15 protein-coding genes are annotated in these 17,878 nt (G+C 59.6%); 10 read left to right on the top strand and 5 right to left on the bottom strand.

The window, feature by feature from the left end:
* Positions 1 to 111: 111 nt before the first annotated feature.
* From ACRQ1B_RS06535 to ACRQ1B_RS06500, 8 genes are all read left to right on the top strand, one after another.
* Positions 112 to 1,281, top strand: coding sequence for a D-alanyl-D-alanine carboxypeptidase family protein (locus ACRQ1B_RS06535; protein ID WP_432292831.1), 1,170 nt, complete (start codon positions 112 to 114; stop codon positions 1,279 to 1,281).
* Between the two features lie 132 nt (positions 1,282 to 1,413).
* Positions 1,414 to 2,103, top strand: coding sequence for a dTMP kinase (gene tmk, locus ACRQ1B_RS06530; protein ID WP_432292830.1), 690 nt, complete (start codon positions 1,414 to 1,416; stop codon positions 2,101 to 2,103).
* Positions 2,100 to 3,128, top strand: a complete 1,029-nt coding sequence (locus tag ACRQ1B_RS06525; protein WP_432292829.1) for a DNA polymerase III subunit delta' — start codon at positions 2,100 to 2,102, stop codon at positions 3,126 to 3,128. The genes tmk and ACRQ1B_RS06525 overlap by 4 nt, the downstream gene beginning before the upstream one ends.
* A 96-nt stretch (positions 3,129 to 3,224) precedes the next feature.
* A complete protein-coding gene (gene metG, locus ACRQ1B_RS06520) occupies positions 3,225 to 4,784 on the top strand; it encodes a methionine--tRNA ligase (RefSeq protein ID WP_432292828.1) in 1,560 nt (519 codons plus the stop codon).
* 10 nt (positions 4,785 to 4,794) lie between these two features.
* Positions 4,795 to 5,577, top strand: a complete 783-nt coding sequence (locus ACRQ1B_RS06515; RefSeq protein WP_432292827.1) for a TatD family hydrolase — start codon at positions 4,795 to 4,797, stop codon at positions 5,575 to 5,577.
* A 2-nt stretch (positions 5,578 to 5,579) separates the two neighbouring features.
* Positions 5,580 to 6,407, top strand: coding sequence for an MBL fold metallo-hydrolase (locus tag ACRQ1B_RS06510; RefSeq protein ID WP_432292826.1), 828 nt, complete (start codon positions 5,580 to 5,582; stop codon positions 6,405 to 6,407).
* Between the two features lie 235 nt (positions 6,408 to 6,642).
* Positions 6,643 to 7,734 (top strand): glycerol dehydrogenase, encoded by a 1,092-nt coding sequence (locus ACRQ1B_RS06505; protein WP_432292825.1) that lies wholly within the window; start codon positions 6,643 to 6,645, stop codon positions 7,732 to 7,734.
* A 334-nt stretch (positions 7,735 to 8,068) separates the two neighbouring features.
* Positions 8,069 to 9,712 (top strand): Na+/H+ antiporter, encoded by a 1,644-nt coding sequence (locus ACRQ1B_RS06500; protein ID WP_432292824.1) that lies wholly within the window; start codon positions 8,069 to 8,071, stop codon positions 9,710 to 9,712.
* A 58-nt stretch (positions 9,713 to 9,770) separates the two neighbouring features.
* On the opposite strand, the gene ACRQ1B_RS06495 is transcribed toward ACRQ1B_RS06500, so the two are convergent.
* The gene (locus tag ACRQ1B_RS06495; RefSeq protein WP_432292823.1) at positions 9,771 to 10,817 is read right to left on the bottom strand and encodes a class I SAM-dependent methyltransferase; all 1,047 of its coding nucleotides are present in this window, start codon (positions 10,815 to 10,817) and stop codon (positions 9,771 to 9,773) included.
* 279 nt (positions 10,818 to 11,096) lie between these two features.
* On the opposite strand from ACRQ1B_RS06495, the gene ACRQ1B_RS06490 reads away from it, so the two are divergent.
* Complete coding sequence (locus ACRQ1B_RS06490; protein ID WP_432292822.1) at positions 11,097 to 13,070, top strand: putative bifunctional diguanylate cyclase/phosphodiesterase; 1,974 nt, start codon at positions 11,097 to 11,099, stop codon at positions 13,068 to 13,070.
* Here the strand turns inward: ACRQ1B_RS06490 and ACRQ1B_RS06485 are convergent.
* Positions 13,059 to 14,231 (bottom strand): MFS transporter, encoded by a 1,173-nt coding sequence (locus ACRQ1B_RS06485; RefSeq protein WP_432292821.1) that lies wholly within the window; start codon positions 14,229 to 14,231, stop codon positions 13,059 to 13,061. The genes ACRQ1B_RS06490 and ACRQ1B_RS06485 overlap by 12 nt on opposite strands.
* Positions 14,232 to 14,421: 190 nt before the next feature.
* Between ACRQ1B_RS06485 and ACRQ1B_RS06480 the strand changes: the two genes are divergently transcribed.
* Positions 14,422 to 14,847 carry a DUF4864 domain-containing protein gene (locus ACRQ1B_RS06480; RefSeq protein ID WP_432292820.1) on the top strand — a complete coding sequence of 142 codons (426 nt, stop codon included), beginning with the start codon at positions 14,422 to 14,424 and terminating at the stop codon, positions 14,845 to 14,847.
* A gap of 219 nt (positions 14,848 to 15,066) precedes the next feature.
* On the opposite strand, the gene ACRQ1B_RS06475 is transcribed toward ACRQ1B_RS06480, so the two are convergent.
* Genes ACRQ1B_RS06475 through queA form a run of 3 tightly spaced genes read right to left on the bottom strand, consistent with a single transcriptional unit; the run spans position 15,067 to position 17,853 of the window.
* Positions 15,067 to 15,624, bottom strand: coding sequence for a regulatory protein RecX (locus ACRQ1B_RS06475; protein WP_432292819.1), 558 nt, complete (start codon positions 15,622 to 15,624; stop codon positions 15,067 to 15,069).
* A gap of 13 nt (positions 15,625 to 15,637) precedes the next feature.
* Positions 15,638 to 16,768, bottom strand: a complete 1,131-nt coding sequence (tgt, locus tag ACRQ1B_RS06470) for a tRNA guanosine(34) transglycosylase Tgt (RefSeq protein ID WP_432292818.1) — start codon at positions 16,766 to 16,768, stop codon at positions 15,638 to 15,640.
* Complete coding sequence (gene queA, locus ACRQ1B_RS06465) at positions 16,765 to 17,853, bottom strand: tRNA preQ1(34) S-adenosylmethionine ribosyltransferase-isomerase QueA (protein ID WP_432292817.1); 1,089 nt, start codon at positions 17,851 to 17,853, stop codon at positions 16,765 to 16,767. Before queA ends, tgt begins: the two co-directional genes overlap by 4 nt.
* Between the last annotated feature and the right edge of the window lie 25 nt (positions 17,854 to 17,878).

Here is a 17,878-nt window from a genome sequence, read left to right as displayed (position 1 = left end):
AAAGCCCTGTCGAAAACGAACAGTTGATGGCCACCGCAGATTGCGCTGCCTCGGCCACCTTGTTAGCAATCCGGAATATCTTCTCATCATGCATTTTTCCGGGGATCCAGCATGCTGACGCGCATCACCTTGTTGGCGCTCCTGACCTTTTCTGCAGGCGCATCTGACGTACTGGCGGCCGGTCCCGGCGACGCCGCGCCGATCTTTGCCACCAAGGCCAAGCAGATCTACATGGTCGAGGCGAAATCGGGCACGGTTCTGTTGTCCGGAAACGAAAATCAGTCCTTTCCGCCGGCATCGCTCGCCAAACTGATGACCATGGATCTGGTATTCGAGGCGTTGAAGAAGGGCGAAATCACCCCCGACACAACCTACCGCGTGTCCGAAAATTCCTGGCGCAAGGGCGGCGCGCCGTCCGGAACCGCGACGATGTTTGCGGCGCTTAACTCGGAAGTCCGCGTTGAGGATCTCGTCAAGGGCGTCGTCATCCAGAATGCCAATGATGCCGCGATGATTCTCGCCGAAGGCATGGCGGGATCGGATGCGTTGTTCGCGTCCAGACTGTCGGATCGGGCCAAGGATCTCGGTATGAGCCGCAGCATTTTCGGCAATTCCACCGGCATGCCGGATGCCGAAAGCCGCACCACGGCGCGGGATATGGTGGAACTCGCCCGCCATATCCAGACCAGTTACCCGGACTATTATGGTCTCTACAAACAGCCTGATTTCACCTGGAACAAGATTTTTCAGCGCAACAAGAACCCGCTTCTGTCCCTGAATATCGGTGTCGATGGTTTTGGCGCAGGTTTTGCCGAAGGCTCGGGTTTTGCGATCGTGGCGTCGATCGAGCGCAACGGCACCCGGCTGTTTCTCGCCATGGGCGGCCTTGCCAGTGACAAGGAACGCACCGAGGAAGCAAAACGTGTGCTGGAATGGGGGCTGACCTCGTTCGAGAACAAGATCGTCTTCAAAGACGGCGAATCGGTTGGTCAGGCAAGCGTTTACGGCGGCGATCAGGGCCGCGTCGATCTCGTCGCCAAAGGACCTATCGAGCTTTATGTTCCTGCCAACAATCCCGAACGCCTTTCGGCCCGTATCGTCTATCGCTGGCCGTTGCGCGCACCTGTCGTCGAAGGGCAGGACGTCGGCATGCTGAAAATCTATTCGGGTGACCGTCTGTTGCGTGACGTTCCGCTTTACACGGCCTCTGCAGTCGGCACCGGTTCGCTGTTCTCGCAAGCAACCGACGCATTGATGGAGATGATGTTCTTCTGGCTTTGACGGGCTTTCCCTCTGTTGATTGCCGTCATTGCGGTTCCAAGCTGCCGTGAGTTGGGGTAAGACGGCGCAACGCGTCATGATTGGACGCGGACAGAAAAGGCGCCGCTGCGCCACCAGGAGAGCGAAAGCAGAGTGGCAGGATCGGCCGGACTTTTTGTCAGTTTCGAAGGCGGTGAGGGCAGTGGCAAGTCCACGCAGATCCGCCGCCTCGCAGACCATTTTCGCGAACGCGGCCTTGAGGTCGTGGTGACGCGTGAGCCCGGCGGCTCGCAAGGCGCCGAAGCGGTTCGCCATGTCCTGCTGTCCGGTGCCGCCGAGGCTTTCGGGGTGCGCATGGAAGCAATCCTCTTCGCCGCCGCACGCAATGATCATGTCGAGGAGATCATCCGTCCGGCACTGGCACGGGGTGCCGTCGTTCTCTGCGATCGCTTCATCGATTCCTCGCGCGTTTATCAGGGCGTTACGGGCAATCTCGAACCGGCATTTTTGTCGGCGCTTGAACAGGCGGCGATTGACGGGCTGATGCCGGATCTCACCGTCGTGCTCGATCTGCCGGCCGAGATCGGCTTGGCGCGGGCAGGGCGCCGCCGTGGCGCAATCGACCGCAATGCCGAGCCGGATCGTTTTGAGCGCGAGCAGACGGAAACCCACGAAAAGCGGCGCGAGGCCTATCTGGAGATCGCCGAAAACGAGCCGGAACGCTGCCGCGTCGTCGACGCCGATCGATCGGAGCAGGAGATTGCCGCCGAAATCGCCGGCATCGCCGACGATCTGTTGGCGCGTCATGGCGCGACCGCAAAAAGCGTGGAACGCGTATCATGAGCGGCGAGGGTTTTGGTGTGCTCGATGGCGCCATTGCACCCCAGCGCAATACAAATCTCTTCGGCCATACCGAGGCAGAGGATTTTCTGGCGCGCGGCTATCGATCGGGCAAGGGGCACCACGCCATCCTCATCGAAGGGCCGGAAGGCATCGGCAAGGCGACGCTCGCCTTCCGTTTCGCCAATCATGTGCTGAGCCATCCCGAGCCGAACCAAGCGCCGGAACGCATGTCCGTTCCCGATCCCGTTTCGATGGTCAGCCGCCAGATCATCGCCGGAGCGTCTCACAATCTCCTGCATCTGACGCGGCCGGTGGACGAAAAGACCGGAAAAGTGAAATCGGCGATCACCGTCGATGAGGTGCGTCGCGCCGGCCATTTCTTTTCGCAGACGTCGGGTTCCGGCAACTGGCGTATCGTCATCATCGATCCGGCCGATGATCTCAATCGCAATGCCGCCAACGCCATTCTGAAAATCCTGGAGGAGCCGCCAAAACGCGCGCTCTTCCTCGTGCTGTCGCATGCACCGGGAAAACTGCTGCCCACCATCCGTTCGCGCTGCCTGCCGCTCCGTCTTCAACCGCTTTCCGACGACAATCTCGGTCTCGCGCTGGCCGCGTTAGGTTCGCCGCTCGATGGTGGCCGTATGGCGCAGGACATACCGTCATTGGCCAAGGGCAGTGTCGCGCAGGCGCTGAAACTGACGAATTACGGTGGCCATGATATCATCCAGGCCTTCGAAGACGTTCAGAAAGCGCAAGGGGCAGGGGCCAGAAAAGCCATGCACCGCCTCGCGGACGTGTTGTCGGGAAAGGATAACGACGTTCTGTTCGGCTTCTTCATCGAGCATCTGACGGAAAGTCTGGTCGACCGGGCACGCAGCGCCGCTCTTGCCGGTGATCTTGCCGGCGCCGACCGCGCGGCAAAACTGTCGAGTGAAATCGGCGGACGTATCGGCATCAGTCAGGCCTACAATCTCGACCGAAAGCAGACGATCATCTCCATCCTCGAAGAGGTTCGTGGGTAACGCGCGGGCGCGTTGCGGGAAAGTAGCTGTTTCGCATTGCGGAAACTTGCTTTAAGAGCGGCAGTCAAATCTGATCATTTGTAGAGTGCCGCCGCCATGTCCGAAAAGACGCCGTATTACATCACCACCGCCATTTCCTATCCGAACGGCAAGCCGCATATCGGCCACGCCTATGAGCTGATCGCCACCGATGCCATGGCGCGCTTCCAGCGCCTCGACGGCCGCGATGTGTTCTTCTTGACCGGTACGGATGAACACGGCCAGAAGATGCAGCAGACGGCGCGCAAGGAAGGCATTTCGCCGGAAGAACTGGCCGAGCGCAATTCGAATGAATTCCGCCAGATGGGCAAGGTTCTCAACGCCTCGAACGACGATTTCATCCGCACCACCGAGCCGCGCCATCACGAGGCGAGCCAGGCGATCTGGAAGCTGATGGCGGATGCCGGCGATATCTACAAGGACAGCTATGCCGGCTGGTATTCGGTGCGCGACGAAGCCTATTACGGCGAAGACGAGACCGAAGTGCGCGCCGATGGCGTGCGTTACGGACCGCAGGGCACACCGGTCGAATGGGTGGAAGAATCCAGCTATTTCTTCAAACTCTCGGAATATCAGGATCGCCTGCTGAAACTCTATGAGGAGCAGCCGGACTTCATCGGTCCGTCCGAACGCCGCAACGAGATCATCTCCTTCGTCAAGTCGGGCCTGCGTGACCTGTCGATTTCGCGCACAACCTTCGATTGGGGTGTGAAGGTTCCGAACGATCCCGAACACGTCATGTATGTCTGGGTCGATGCGCTGACCAACTACCTGACGGCAATCGGTTACCTGACCGACAAAAACGGCCCGCTTGCAAGATTCTGGCCGGCCGATGCGCATATCATCGGCAAGGACATCATCCGTTTCCACACGGTCTACTGGCCGGCCTTCCTGATGTCCGCTGGCCTGCCGCTGCCCAAGCGGGTGTTCGCGCATGGTTTCGTGCTGGCCAAGGGCGGCGAGAAAATGTCGAAATCGCTCGGCAACGTGCTTGATCCGTTCGAACTGATCGAACATTTTGGCCTCGACCAGATCCGCTATTACCTGATGCGCGAAATCTCCTTCGGGCAGGACGGTTTCTGCAGCGAGGAAGGTATCGGTATCCGCATCAATGCCGATCTCGCCAACGGCATCGGCAACCTTGCCAGCCGCTCGCTGTCCATGATCGTCAAGAACTGCGACGGGCAGATTCCGCAGCCCGGTGAACTGACCGAGGAAGACAAGGCGATGCTGGCCGCTGCCGACGCGCTTCTGGCCGTCTGCCGCGAGGAAATGGGCAAGCAGGCGATCCACAAGGCCGTGGCGGCGATCATCGCCGTGGTGTCCGAGACAGACCGCTATTTCGCGAGCCAGGAGCCCTGGGCGCTGAAGAAGACCGACCTCGAGCGCATGGGCACTGTCCTTTACGTGACGGCCGAAGTCGTGCGCCAGATCGCCATCCTCTTGCAGCCCTTCATGCCGACATCGGCGACCAAGCTGCTTGATCTGGTGGCCGCACCGGCCGACAGCCGTGACTTTGCCGCGCTGGGCGAGGCGGGCCGTCTGGTGCCGGGCACGGTGCTGGAAGCGCCGACGCCGGTCTTCCCGCGTTATGTCGCGCCGGCTGCCGGCGCATAAGGCGAAAAGCATGCTGATCGATACCCATTGCCATCTGGATTTCGCCGAATTCGAAGCTGAGCGCGACGATATCATCGCCCGCGCTCACGCGAGCGGCGTCAAGCAGATGGTCACCATCTCCACCCGCGTCGCACAACTCGATACGCTGCTGGCGATCACGGAAAAATATCCGTCCGTTTTCTGTTCCGTCGGGACGCATCCCAACAATGCCGGCGAGGAACTGGATATCCAGACGGAAGACCTCGTGCGGCTCGCCAATTCTCACGACAAGATCGTGGCGATCGGCGAGGCGGGTCTCGACTATTTTTACGACACGCAGACACCGGCCGATCAGAAAACCGGACTTCTGCGCCATATCGCAGCGGCCCGCGAAACCGGCCTGCCACTGGTCATTCACAGCCGCAGCGCCGATGAGGACATGGCGGAAATCCTGAAGGCAGAAAGCGGAAAGGGGGGCTTCCCTTTCATCCTGCACTGCTTCTCTTCCGGTGCTGAACTGGCTCGTGTCGGTGTCGAACTTGGCGGTTACGTGTCCTTCTCCGGCATTCTGACCTTTCCGAAATCGGAAGACATTCGCGAGATTGCCAAAACCGTGCCGCTCGATCGTTTGCTGGTCGAAACCGACGCGCCGTTCCTGGCGCCAAAACGCTGGCGCGGCAAACGCAACGAGCCGTCCTATGTGGTCAACACGGCAGAAGTTCTGGCAGAAGTACATGGCCTGAGCTATGCCGAAATGGCTGATATCACGACAGAAAATGCCTTCCGCTGCTTCTCCAAGATGCCGAGGCTCTGATCGTGGCGGCTTACAGGCGTCGTTTCACCATTCTCGGCTGCTCGTCTTCTCCGGGCGTGCCGCGTTTGAACGGTGACTGGGGCGCCTGCAATCCCGACAATCCGAAGAATCGCCGCACGCGTGCCAGCATGCTGGTCGAGCAGATCGGCCCGGATGGCGGCAGGACGACGGTGGTCATCGACACCGGCCCGGATTTCCGCGCTCAGATGATCGCAGCTAAAGTCGCAAATCTCGACGCCGTGCTTTACACCCATGCCCATGCCGACCATTTTCATGGGCTGGATGACCTGCGCGGTTATTTTCTCGTCCGGCATCACCGCGTACCGATCCATGTGGACGCCGAGACCTTGGAGCGCATTCGCGAAGGTTTTGGGTATTGCCTGGAGACGCCGGCAGGCAGCAGCTATCCGCCGATTGCTATCGCACGAATGATCGAGCAGCCCTATAGCGAGATCGTCATCGACGGCGCCGGGGGCCCGATAGCTTTCATGCCGCATCGCCAGGTTCACGGCGATATCCATTCGCTGGGCTTTCGCATCGGCGATGTGGCTTACTGCAGCGATGTGAGCGATTTCCCGGCTGAGAGCATCGACAGGCTTGGTGGTCTCGACATGCTGATCATCGACGCGCTGCAATACAAGCCGCATCCAAGCCATCTGTCACTTGAGCAGGCTCTGGAATGGATCGAGCGTCTGGCGCCACAGCGCGCCATTCTTACACACATGCACACGCCGCTGGATTATGACGCGGTGATGAGCGTGACGCCGGATAATGTCGAACCGGCCTATGACGGCCTGAGTTTCGAGATCGAACTGGACATCGCCAGCTAAAGTTTGAGGTGGCGGATAACCGTTCCAAGGCAACTATCTGATCGCGGGCATCAATCAATAAGTTCCATAATATAGATTATCGAATGTACCTGTGTGGCCGGGTGGTTTCAAGGATGAAGCGCGCCCCGCTCCGCAATGCTCACCCGATCAAGTTTGCGCTATGTCATTGAGTTGACATCACGGCGGGTCGATATGTCGCTTGTTGTTTTATCGATAAACAGATTGGAAGAGACAGATGACGAAACGTATTTTTGCATCACCCGGCCGTTATGTTCAGGGCAGCGGCGTGATTGCGGAACTCGGGACCTATCTGGCAGAGTTCGGTGACAATGCCTTCCTTGTGTCCGACGACATCGTCTGGGGCCTTATCGGCAAACAGGTTGAGGCCGCCGTCAGCGGAAAGACCCAATACACGCGTGAAGGATTTGCCGGCGAAGCTTCGGTCAACGAGATCAGACGGCTTGCCGATGCGGCGCGCAAGGCCGGCTCCAAGGTTGTTGTCGGTCTCGGCGGCGGCAAGACGCTCGACACCGTCAAGGCGGTTGCCGACGAACTGAAACAGCCGGTCGTCATCGTCCCGACCATCGCCTCCACCGACGCGCCCTGCAGCGCGCTTTCCGTCATCTATTCTGATGACGGTGTCTTCGAGGAATATCGCTTCTATTCGAAGAACCCGGATCTCGTTCTGGTCGATACCTGGATTTGCGCGCAGGCGCCGGCACGTCTCTTCGCCTCCGGCATCGCCGACGGTCTCGCGACCTATGTCGAAGCACTTGCCGTGCAGCGGTCCAATGCAAAAACCATGGTCGGCGGTGCGTCTTCCATTGCCGGCATGGCGATTGCCGAAGCCTGCGAAAAGACGCTGCTCACCTACGGTTTCAGCGCCTACAAGGCCGTGCAGCAGAAACTGGTCACGCCCGCAGTCGAAGCCGTTGTAGAAGCCTCCACGCTGCTCTCCGGTCTCGGTTTCGAGAATGGCGGCCTTGCCGGCGCGCATGCCATCCACAATGGCTTTACCGCGCTCCACGGTGAAATCCATAACCTCACCCATGGGGAAAAGGTCGCTTACGGCACCCTCGCCCATATGGTTCTGGAACAGCGCCCGGATGACGAGATTGCCGAATATATCGAGTTCTATCGCATGATCGACATGCCGACGACGCTGAAGGAACTGCATCTGGAAGGCGTCAGCCGCGAAGACCTGATCAAGGTCGGCGAACTTGCCAATAGCGAGGCCGACACGCTGCGCAATCTGCGCTCCGATTTTACCGCACAGGAAGTGGCGGACGCTATTCTGGCCGTTGATGCGCTGAGTCAGTCGGTCTGATCTATAAAAGCAGATAAGCCGAATGAGACGGGCACTCACGGGTGCCCGTTTTGCTATGATGTCCCGGCTGGCGCGGACGAGGCGGGCACCCTGCCCTGATACCGACAGCAGGTGATCAGGACCACAAGCCTTGCTCCACAGAGCGGCGTAATGCCCGCAGTCCATTGACGTTTCCGAAGACTTTTCCGACTTGCGGTTGATCAATGGCGGCCGAAGGATCATAAGCGTCATGCCGTGGCCGCTATAGAGAGCGGCATGAACCTGTTTTCATAGTCATTGCGGTGTTCGACGCCCTCGCTGGCTCGCGATTTGTATATTTTCGAAAGGTTTTCAGATGGATGGCGTGACGATCTCGCTGTTTCTGCTGCTTGCGGTCGTCATCAGCGGCATGCTGGCGCGGCTGTCTCCGGTTGCCATTCCGCTGCCGCTCGTACAGATCGCGCTTGGCGCGTTGATTGCCATCGGCACCGGTTCCGCCGTCACGCTTGATCCCACCCTGTTCTTCCTGCTGTTCCTGCCGCCGCTTCTGTTTCTCGATGGCTGGCGTATCCCCAAGGAAGGCCTGTTTCACGACCGCGGCACCATTCTGGAACTGGCGCTGGGACTTGTAGTGTTCACCGTTCTCGGTATCGGATTTTTCGTGCATTGGCTGGTGCCCGCCATCCCCCTGCCCGTCGCCTTTGCGCTTGCCGCAATCCTGTCACCGACCGATCCGATCGCCGTTTCGGCCATTTCCGCCCGTGTGCCGATCCCCAAGCGGCTGATGCACATTCTCGAAGGCGAATCGTTGCTCAATGACGCGTCCGGCCTTGTCTGCATGCGTTTTGCCGTGGCGGCGACGGTCAGCGGCACGTTTTCGGCCGGCGATGCGGTTCTGACGTTTCTTTATGTCGCACTCGGCGGCATCGCCATCGGCCTTGCAGTGACGCTGGCGGTGACACGCTTCAAGGATCTCGTCTCGCGCAAACTCGGCGAGGAGACCGGCTCGCAGATCCTCATCAGCATTCTCATCCCGTTCGGGGCCTATCTGGCGGCCGAACATCTGCATTGCTCCGGTATTCTGGCGGCTGTCGCCGCCGGTATCGCCATGAGCTACGAGGAAGCCCGCGGCAAGGTTTTGGCCGTCACCCGCGTGCGCCGCGCTGCCGTCTGGGACACGGTCCAGTTCACCATGAACGGCATCATCTTCGTGTTGCTGGGCGAACAATTGCCGGGCATCATTTCCGGTGCTGCCAAGGTCGTCAGCGAAACCGGCCACCTCGATCCGATCTGGCTGGTGTTTTACGTTTTCGCCATCAATGTCGCGTTGGCTGTCCTGCGTCTTGTCTGGGTGTGGGTATCGCTGCGCTTCACCCTGTTCCGGGCCGCCCGCAAGGGGCAGGTAATCCATAAACCCAGCTGGCGGTTGGTGGCGGCGACATCGCTCGCCGGTGTGCGGGGCGCCATCACGCTTGCCGGTATTTTGACACTGCCGCTGGTGGTGGACGATGGCTCGCCCTTCCCTGCCCGCGATCTGGTCATCTTTCTCGCTGCCGGCGTCATCATCGTTTCGCTGATCGTTGCAAGCGTCGGACTGCCCTTCCTGCTGAAAAATCTCGAACTGCCACCCGAACCCTCGCATCAGCGAGAAGAGGACGAGGCCCGCATTGCCGCTGCAGAAGCCGCGATCAAGGCGATCGAGGACACCCAGCACCGCATGGGCGAAGGCCGTAACGATGCCGATCTGTATTCGGAGGTCGGTTCCCGGCTGATGGAGCTTTACCGCCAGCGCATTGATGGACGTTCGAACACGGAAGACGAGGGCAATCAGATCCGCAAGCTCGAGGAAATCGAGCGGGTGCTGCGTCTTGCAGCGGCTCGAGCCGAGCGCGAGCAGGTATTCAAAATGGTGCGGGCGCGAAAAATTCCGGAAGAGACCGCACGAAAAATCGTTAGAGACATCGATCTGACGGAGGCCAGACTGACCGCCGCGACGTGAGCAGGACGCGCGGCGGCTGGAGGCGTGGCGGGCAAGTTCCTCGGCCCGCCAAAAACGATCAGTCCTTGCGCTTCATGACGCCGTAGACGATGTTGCGGTTCTTGCCGAAGAACACGCTGGTTTCGTAATCGTGACCATCATTCTTGCAGGCATTGATGATGTTCCACATGTCGGCTTCCGAGCGCAGCAGAAGCTGCCAGTTCATGAAGGTCTCGATGTAACCGTCGACAACGATCGGATAGGAATAGTTGGCAAACAGGAACGTGCCGCCCGGCTTCAGCATGTCGAGCGCACGCTGCGTGAGCTTGATCGCCACCTTGTCGACCAGATAATCGTAAAGACCCGATGCATAGACGAGATCGAACTGTCCCGGTTCGATACGCTTGGCCAGGATCTGGCGCACCGAACCGTCGATCGCTTCCACGCCCATTTTGGTGTAATCGCGGGTGATCGTGCCGATGCTGACCGGGTCCTGATCGAGCGCGACGTAACGCTTCAGGCCGCCGTTCTTAGCAGCTTCAGAGCATTCCACTTCACGCAGATGGCCGGCGGCGATGCTGAGCACTTCCGTTTCCGGCCCCTTTTCCGCCGCGACTTCGTCGACGAAGCGGGCGAGAATGTCGCGTCGGTCCCAGTTGGCTTGGGAGGACGGTGCAGTGCTCGAATATTCGAACAGGGCCTTGCCGCGTTCGGACGCCGCAGCAATCATGTCCGAGACGCATTCATGGCGATAGATCAGGTCGAGCAGGCTGGCATCGCCGGAATAACCGCGCGGCTTGTCCCACGACCAGCGGGTCAGCGGATCTTCAAGGAAATAGGCCGCGACGGGATGGTTCTGGATCAACGGAACCAGTTCCTGCCAGACGCTCTGGTGCAGCCGTCCACGCAAATCGTGCAGCGACAGTGTGATCTTGTCGATGATGGCGGTCGGATTGTCGTTTCTGTCGAACTGCTGGCGAGCAAGCTCCAGCAGAAGCGCCACTTCGCCCTTCCCCGCGGCAAGCTGGCTGTCGAAATTGTCCGCCTTTTCGATGGACATTTCATCGGCGATCTGTTTCGGCGTGATGAGACTATGGCCGTCGAATTGCAATTTAATTTGGTTCACGTGACATACCCCACTGCTAACGTGAATGAATTATTAACGACCACAATCAAACACGATACATCTAAAAACGCACCATAGAATTGCATTAATGATTAACTATCAAAATCCATGCATGACACATTGGTCGCCTTGACCGTTGATGATTCAAGAAAAGTTAAGTGCCTAACCCGTAAATTTACGGGATGTGAGCTGTAGCGCGGAACGAATCTGCCGGTTCACTGTCGGTTCTGTTAGGGAATTCAGAATTTCCGAAATGGGCCATATTTTATAGGACAGTGCATGAAGCACACATTCGCTGACGCCATCGAAACGGATCTTCAGAAGTCGGTCGAGCGACCGAGTTCTTGGGAGCTGCGTGCGCTTTATCGCGAGAACGATGAAAAGGCCCGCGCCAGCGCCACCCGCAAGGGTCTTTGGATCGCTGTTCTTTCGTATCTCGGATATTCGGCCACCGATTTTCTGATGATACCGGATGTGGCGGTGCAGACCGCATTGGCGCGCCTGCTCGTTTCCGTGCTGTCTCTTGCGGTACTGGAATTCCTGGTGGTGCTGAAAGTGCCTGCCCGCTGGCTGGACCGCACCAGTGCCGTGGCGCTGGTCGTCGCGTACGCCGCGTGGCTGGTGCCGGCCCTGCACACCACGCATAGCGAAAGCCTGTCGTATTACATGATCTTCGGCGCCATCTTCATGATGGGAGCCAACCTGTTCTTCAACTTCCCCTTCCTGCTGTCGATGGTGGCATCCGGGGCGATCCTTGCGTCCTTTCTGACATCTCTGCTGTTCTTTTTCCCGCTCGACAGTGCCTATGCATTTGCGTTCACCACCTTCTATCTGTCCTGCTTCGTGTTCACCTCCTATGTGAACTGGAAGCTGAATGTGGAGCGCTACCACGTCTTCCTGAATGCGCATGAAGCCAAGCTGCGGCAGACGGAAGCGAACGAGCGCGGCGCCGCCTTGCTCCGCATGTCGAACACCGACTATCTGACCGGGCTCGACAATCGCCGCGCCGTCGACCAGCGCCTGCGCACCTATTGGAACGAATGGCAGGGCGAAGGCCGCGGTTTTGCCGCCATGCTCGTCGACGTCGATTTCTTCAAGAAATATAATGACGGTTACGGCCATATTCAGGGTGACCACTGCCTGATCACGGTCGCAAACACCATTCGCGAAGCTGTGGAACCACATGGCGGTTCGATCGGCCGTTATGGCGGAGAGGAATTCATCGTACTTGCCCGCGTAGACAGCCGCGCCGATGTCGCGGCGCTGGCGGAAAAGATCAGGGCCACGATCGAAAGCTTGGGTGTTCCGCATGTCGAGCGGCGCGACGGCACCGCCATCGTGACGGTCAGCGTCGGTGCCGCCTTCACGCGCGACCATATCGGCGCCAAGCTGGAAAAGATGATCCATGAGGCAGACCGCGCACTCTACAGCGCCAAGGCACATGGCCGCAATTGCGCGCGCGTGTTCGATCCGAACGATCCGCATACCAGCGACGAAAGCGAGAATATCGCCGCGCTGCTGAAGATCGCCGTCGCCCAGAACCTTGTATCGATGGTTTACCAGCCGCTGGTCGATCTGAAGAGCGGCCGTCAGGACGCCGCCGAAGCTCTGATGCGCCTCAAAACGCTGGATGGAGACACCATTTCGCCGACCCTGTTCATTCCGATCGCGGAACGCACCGGCATCATTCTTGAACTCGGCAAATGGCTGATCCGCACGGTCTGCCGCGAGATGCTGATGTCCAACCAGGCCGAAGTGGTCAGTGTCAACGTTTCGCCGATCCAGTTGCGCACACCTGGTTTTGCGGCAAGCGTCGCGGCCATTCTCGGTGAAACCGGCGTGTCGGGCAACCGCCTCGCCTTCGAGATCACCGAAGGCCTCGACATGGAAATCCACTCGGATGTCCTGCGTTGCATCAGTGACCTGAAGACCCTCGGTATCCGTATCTGGCTCGATGATTTCGGTACAGGTTTTGCCGGCTTGTCATGGCTGCGTTTGATCGACTTCGATACCGTGAAGATCGACAGATCCTTCCTGCACGATATCGACACCGAGCGCGGCCGTATCATGCTGCGTGATATCGTCGATCTGGTCCGTCACCGCGGCCCCAACATTCTCGTCGAGGGTGTAGAGACGGAAGAACAGCTGCAGTGCCTGCGTGACATGAATATCGACTTCGCCCAAGGCTATCACGTCGGGCGCCCTGCCCCTGCCGCCAGAACGACGGCAGCGCCGCGCATGTTATCGCGCTGAACGGCGCCAGCTTGGCCGGAAGCCCGGCCGCTCCCCCTGCGAGACCGGCGCCATGAAGAAGCTGAGCGCCGCAAACGGCAGAAGCACCGCAAAACTCGCAAGCAAGCCAAATGTTTCGGCAACGAAACCAAGGACGGGCGGCACGCCGATCGTCGACAGCATCAGGGTCAATGACAGGGCGGCGAGGTTGTCCGCCGGCTTGCCCTTGCCACGCTCGATCGTGGTAGCGACAGCCAGTGGATATCCCAGCGCGATGCCACAGCCGATCACGAAAAACGCCACCCCGGTGAGGATCAATCCGGGCGTGATGAGCATGCCGATCAGGCCGATTACCACCATCGTCGCAGAACCGCGCACCAGTGTCATCGTTCCGTAACGCTGCCGTAACGAATCTCCGCAAAGCCGCGTTAGCCCCATGCCGAGCGTGAAACAGGCATAGATGATGCCGGCAGTGGCAGCGTCTGCGCCGGCACGTTCACGCAGAAAGAATATGCCCCAGTCATAGATCGCGCCTTCGGTAATACAGATCCCGAAAACCATGACGCAGACGAGCAGAATGGTTCGGTCCGGCAGCACGAATATGGTCGATCGTTTCGTTTCCGTTTTTATGTCGGGAGACAATGTCTCGACAGGCGTGATGCGCAGGATGATGAGACAGGCGATGATGACAAAAAACGACGCGGTTGCCTGATGAATGAAAGGCGAAACCTCCCGCGCCGCCACGAAGCCCGATGCCAGTGAACCGATCAGCAGCCCGACCGACCAGAAACCATGGCTGCGCGACAGAACTTTGACGCCGGTGCGCCTTTCCGTGCCGGTGGCGATCATGTTGGCGGCAACATCCATGATGGTGCGGAAAAAGCCATAGAGGATGAACAGCAGGAAGAACGGTGCGATCGGCGCAATGGTGATCAGCGGCATGATGATGGCGCAGATGGTCAGCATCAGCGGCGCGGTGATCCGTGGCGTCAGCCGTTCGGTAATGCGACCGGCGACCATCAGCGCCACCAGCGTGCCGATCGGCGCACCCAGCAGCGCAAGGCCCAGCACCGTCTTGTCGACGCCGAGACCCGCCTGGATCGCCGGAAGGCGGGTGAACAGCGAAACGAACAGGATTGAATTGCAGAAGAAGATCAGCGCGGGCGGCGCAAGCGTGGCCATGTCATCATTCCGGGAATCAGTAAGTCGGACCGTATTCGCACCGGAAGATGAACGCGACAAGACAGCCTTGGGCACGGCTGCCATACACAAACGGCGGGCGATGACGGAATTCCGATTGAAAACTTCCCCTTCGCATCTTCACCTTTTCTGAAATAGCGCTAGCCTTAGTCCATCGCTCTGGAGAAAGCCGATGCACGTTAGAACGATGTTTGTCGCAGTGTGTGCCCTCCTCTCATCCCTCATACCGGCCTTTGCGGAGGACCCCGTCGCTGACGCGCAAGCCATCATCAGCGAACAGATCGCCGCGATGAAGGCTCAGGATGCGGGCAAAGCCTATTCCTTCGCCTCGCCCGGCATTCGCGGGCTGTTTCCGGACGAGAATCGCTTCTTCGCGATGGTGCAGAAAAACTACGAGGCTATCTTTCACGCCGGCAACTATGCCTTCGGCCGCTCCAAGCTGGTCGGCGGCGGTGAACTGGTGTTGCAGGAAGTGATGATATCAGGCCCCGGCGGCAAGGACTGGACGGCGATCTACGAGATGCGGCTGATGGATGACGGCAGTTACAAGGTGAACGGCGTGCGGATGCTGAAAAACACCGCGAGTACGGGGATTTAGGTTTGTTGGGACGGGTTGCTCGCTGCGGCTGATTTTGTGTCTTGCCGCCGCCTCTCCTCCGTCATTCCTGTGCTTGTCACAGGAATCTAGCCACCGAGCGTCTGCGCGGCGAGAGAACTCTTTCTTAGCGTTGACTGTTCGCAAGTCTAGTGCGCCGCAGACGCGGCGCTGCTGGATTCCTGTGACAAGCACAGGAATGACGGAAGAGAGAGCACTTAATCAGATTAAAGCGCCCGCCATCAATTCCTCAGCCTCGTCACTATCGAGCGCAACGACGCGGCGGCAGAGATCCAGCCTGAACCCTTGCCGCGCCAATGACGAAAGCTCCTTGGTGAGCCGCTTCTCGTCCGCCTCGTCACGTCGATACGGGCCAAACCCGCGCTTGCGAGCATAGGCCAAGGCCGCCCGAACGTCGTCGGCATCCTCAAGGGCGATCGAGGCGGTCTCCGAATCGATGCCCTTCTCCTGCAGCTTGCGCTGGATCATCCGCTTAGACCGACCGCTGCGCACGCCGGAGCGAACCTTTGTTTCGGCATAGTTCTGATCGTTGAGCGCGCCGAGCGTCTGGCCGAATTCCAGCGCCGTCGTCGCCAGAACCTGCAGATGTTCTTCGGAAATATCCTCAAACTTCTGCTTCGCCTTGCGCTTTATGGCGTCGGACAGTTCGCGTTCGGACATCATCCGCCGCGACAACCGGTAGAGGGCGGAGTTTTTCGCCCAGGACAGCATGCGCGGCGTGACGCCGATCGGTTGATCCTGTTCGTCCTCGCCGCTCATGCCAAAAATATCCTCAGAGCTTGTCGATATCGCCCTTGGCCCAGGCTTCCTGCGTTTCCGCATAAAAGTCCTCAAAGCGGCCTTCAGCGATCGACTGCCGGATACCCTTCATCAGGTCCTGATAGTAGTGAAGATTGTTCCACGACAGCAGCATGCCGCCGAGCGCTTCATCCGAGCGGACGAGATGGTGCAGATAGGCGCGCGAATAATCGCGAGCGGCCGGGCAGCTCGATTCCTCGTCAAGCGGGCGCATGTCTTCCGCATGGCGGGCATTGCGGATGTTGACGCGGCCACGGCGGGTGAAGGCAAGGCCATGGCGGCCGGAACGGGTCGGCATGACACAATCGAACATGTCGATGCCGCGCGCCACGGATTTCAAGATATCGTCCGGCGTGCCGACGCCCATCAGGTAACGCGGCTTTTCGGTCGGCAGAACCGGCAGCGTGGTTTCCAGCATGGACAGCATCACATCCTGCGGCTCGCCGACGGCAAGACCACCCACGGCATAACCCTTGAGGTCGAGCTGCTTGAGGCCTTCGGCAGAACGGACACGCAGCGCCGGGATATCACCGCCCTGCACAATGCCGAACATCGCCTTGCCCGGCTGATCGCCAAAGGCAACGCGGCAGCGTTCGGCCCAACGCAGCGACATTTCCATTGCGCGCTCGATTTCGCGGGGCTCTGCCGGCAGCGCCACGCATTCATCGAGCTGCATCTGGATATCCGAGCCCAGCAGCCCCTGGATCTCGATTGAGCGTTCCGGCGACATGTGGTGCAGCGAACCATCGACATGGCTTTTGAACGTCACGCCCTGCTCATCGAGCTTGCGCAGGCCGGACAGCGACATGACCTGAAACCCGCCCGAATCGGTCAGGATCGGGCCATCCCAGCGGATCAGCTTGTGCAGGCCGCCGAGACGCGCCACGCGCTCCGCACCCGGCCGCAGCATCAGGTGATAGGTGTTGCCGAGAATGATATCGGCCCCGGTATCCTTCACCTGATCGAGATACATCGCCTTGACGGTGCCGACCGTGCCGACCGGCATGAAGGCCGGGGTGCGGATCGTGCCGCGGGGCATCGAGACTTCGCCGAGACGGGCGCCAGCATCAGTCTTTTTCAGGGTGAATTGAAAGTTTTCGGTCATCGGGGCATCCGGTGCAGCAGGCTGGAATCGCCATAGGAATAGAAACGGTAGCCGATCTCGATCGCGTGGGCATAGGCGCGCTGCATGGTCTCAAGGCCTGCAAAGGCGGAGACCAGCATCATCAGCGTCGATTTCGGCAGGTGGAAATTGGTCATCAGCAGGTCGACCGCCTTGAAACGGTAACCGGGCGTGATGAATATGCCCGTGGCGTCGCTCCAGGCGTGGACACGGCCGTCGTCGGAGGCCGCACTTTCGATCAGGCGTAGCGATGTCGTGCCGACGCAGACGATACGCCCGCCCCTCGCCTTCACCGCGTTGAGTGCTTCAGCGGTCTCAGCGCTGACATGGCCGATTTCCAGATGCATCTTGTGATCGTCGGTATCATCGGCCTTGACCGGCAGGAACGTGCCGGCTCCGACATGCAGCGTCACGAAATGTCGTTCGATCCCGGCAGCGTCGAGACGCGCAAACAGATCGGGGGTGAAATGTAGCCCGGCGGTGGGGGCCGCAACGGCACCTTCCTCGCGGGCATAGATGGTCTGGTAATCCTTGCGGTCCTGCTCGTCTTCCGGCCGCTTGGCGGCGATATAGGGCGGCAGCGGAATATGGCCGGAGCCCATGATCGCCTCGTCCAGCGCCGGGCCGGAGAGATCGAAACGCAGCGTGACTTCGCCGCCCTCGCCCTTCTCTTCAACCGTCGCCATCAGCGAGCCGGCAAGACATGTATTGGCGTCGGAATGGCCAAATTCGATGCGGTCGCCGACTTTGATGCGTTTGCCCGGCTTGGCAAAGGCCTTCCAGACATCCGGTTCGGTGCGCATGTGCAAAGTCGCCGAAACCTGCTGGCCGCCGGCACCGTCGCGATGGCGGATGCCTTCCAGCTGCGCCGGGATGACTTTTGTGTCGTTGAAGACAAGCGCATCACCGGGTTTCAGAAAATCCACGAGATCGCGCACGACATGGTCGGCAAGCTCGGGTTCGTGAGCCGGCTTGACGACGAGCAGCCGCGCGCTGTCACGCGGGTTTGCCGGCCGCAATGCGATATTGTCGTCGGGAAGATCGAAATCGAACAGGTCTACGCGCACCGTCCGGGCCTTTCAGAAAAAGCGA

The sequence above is a fragment of the Endobacterium panacihumi genome, assembly GCF_050847465.1.
Lineage (GTDB): Bacteria > Pseudomonadota > Alphaproteobacteria > Rhizobiales > Rhizobiaceae > Neorhizobium > Neorhizobium panacihumi.
The sequence above is the reverse complement of the archived record's forward strand: the minus strand, read 5'-3'. Positions and strand labels throughout refer to the sequence as shown.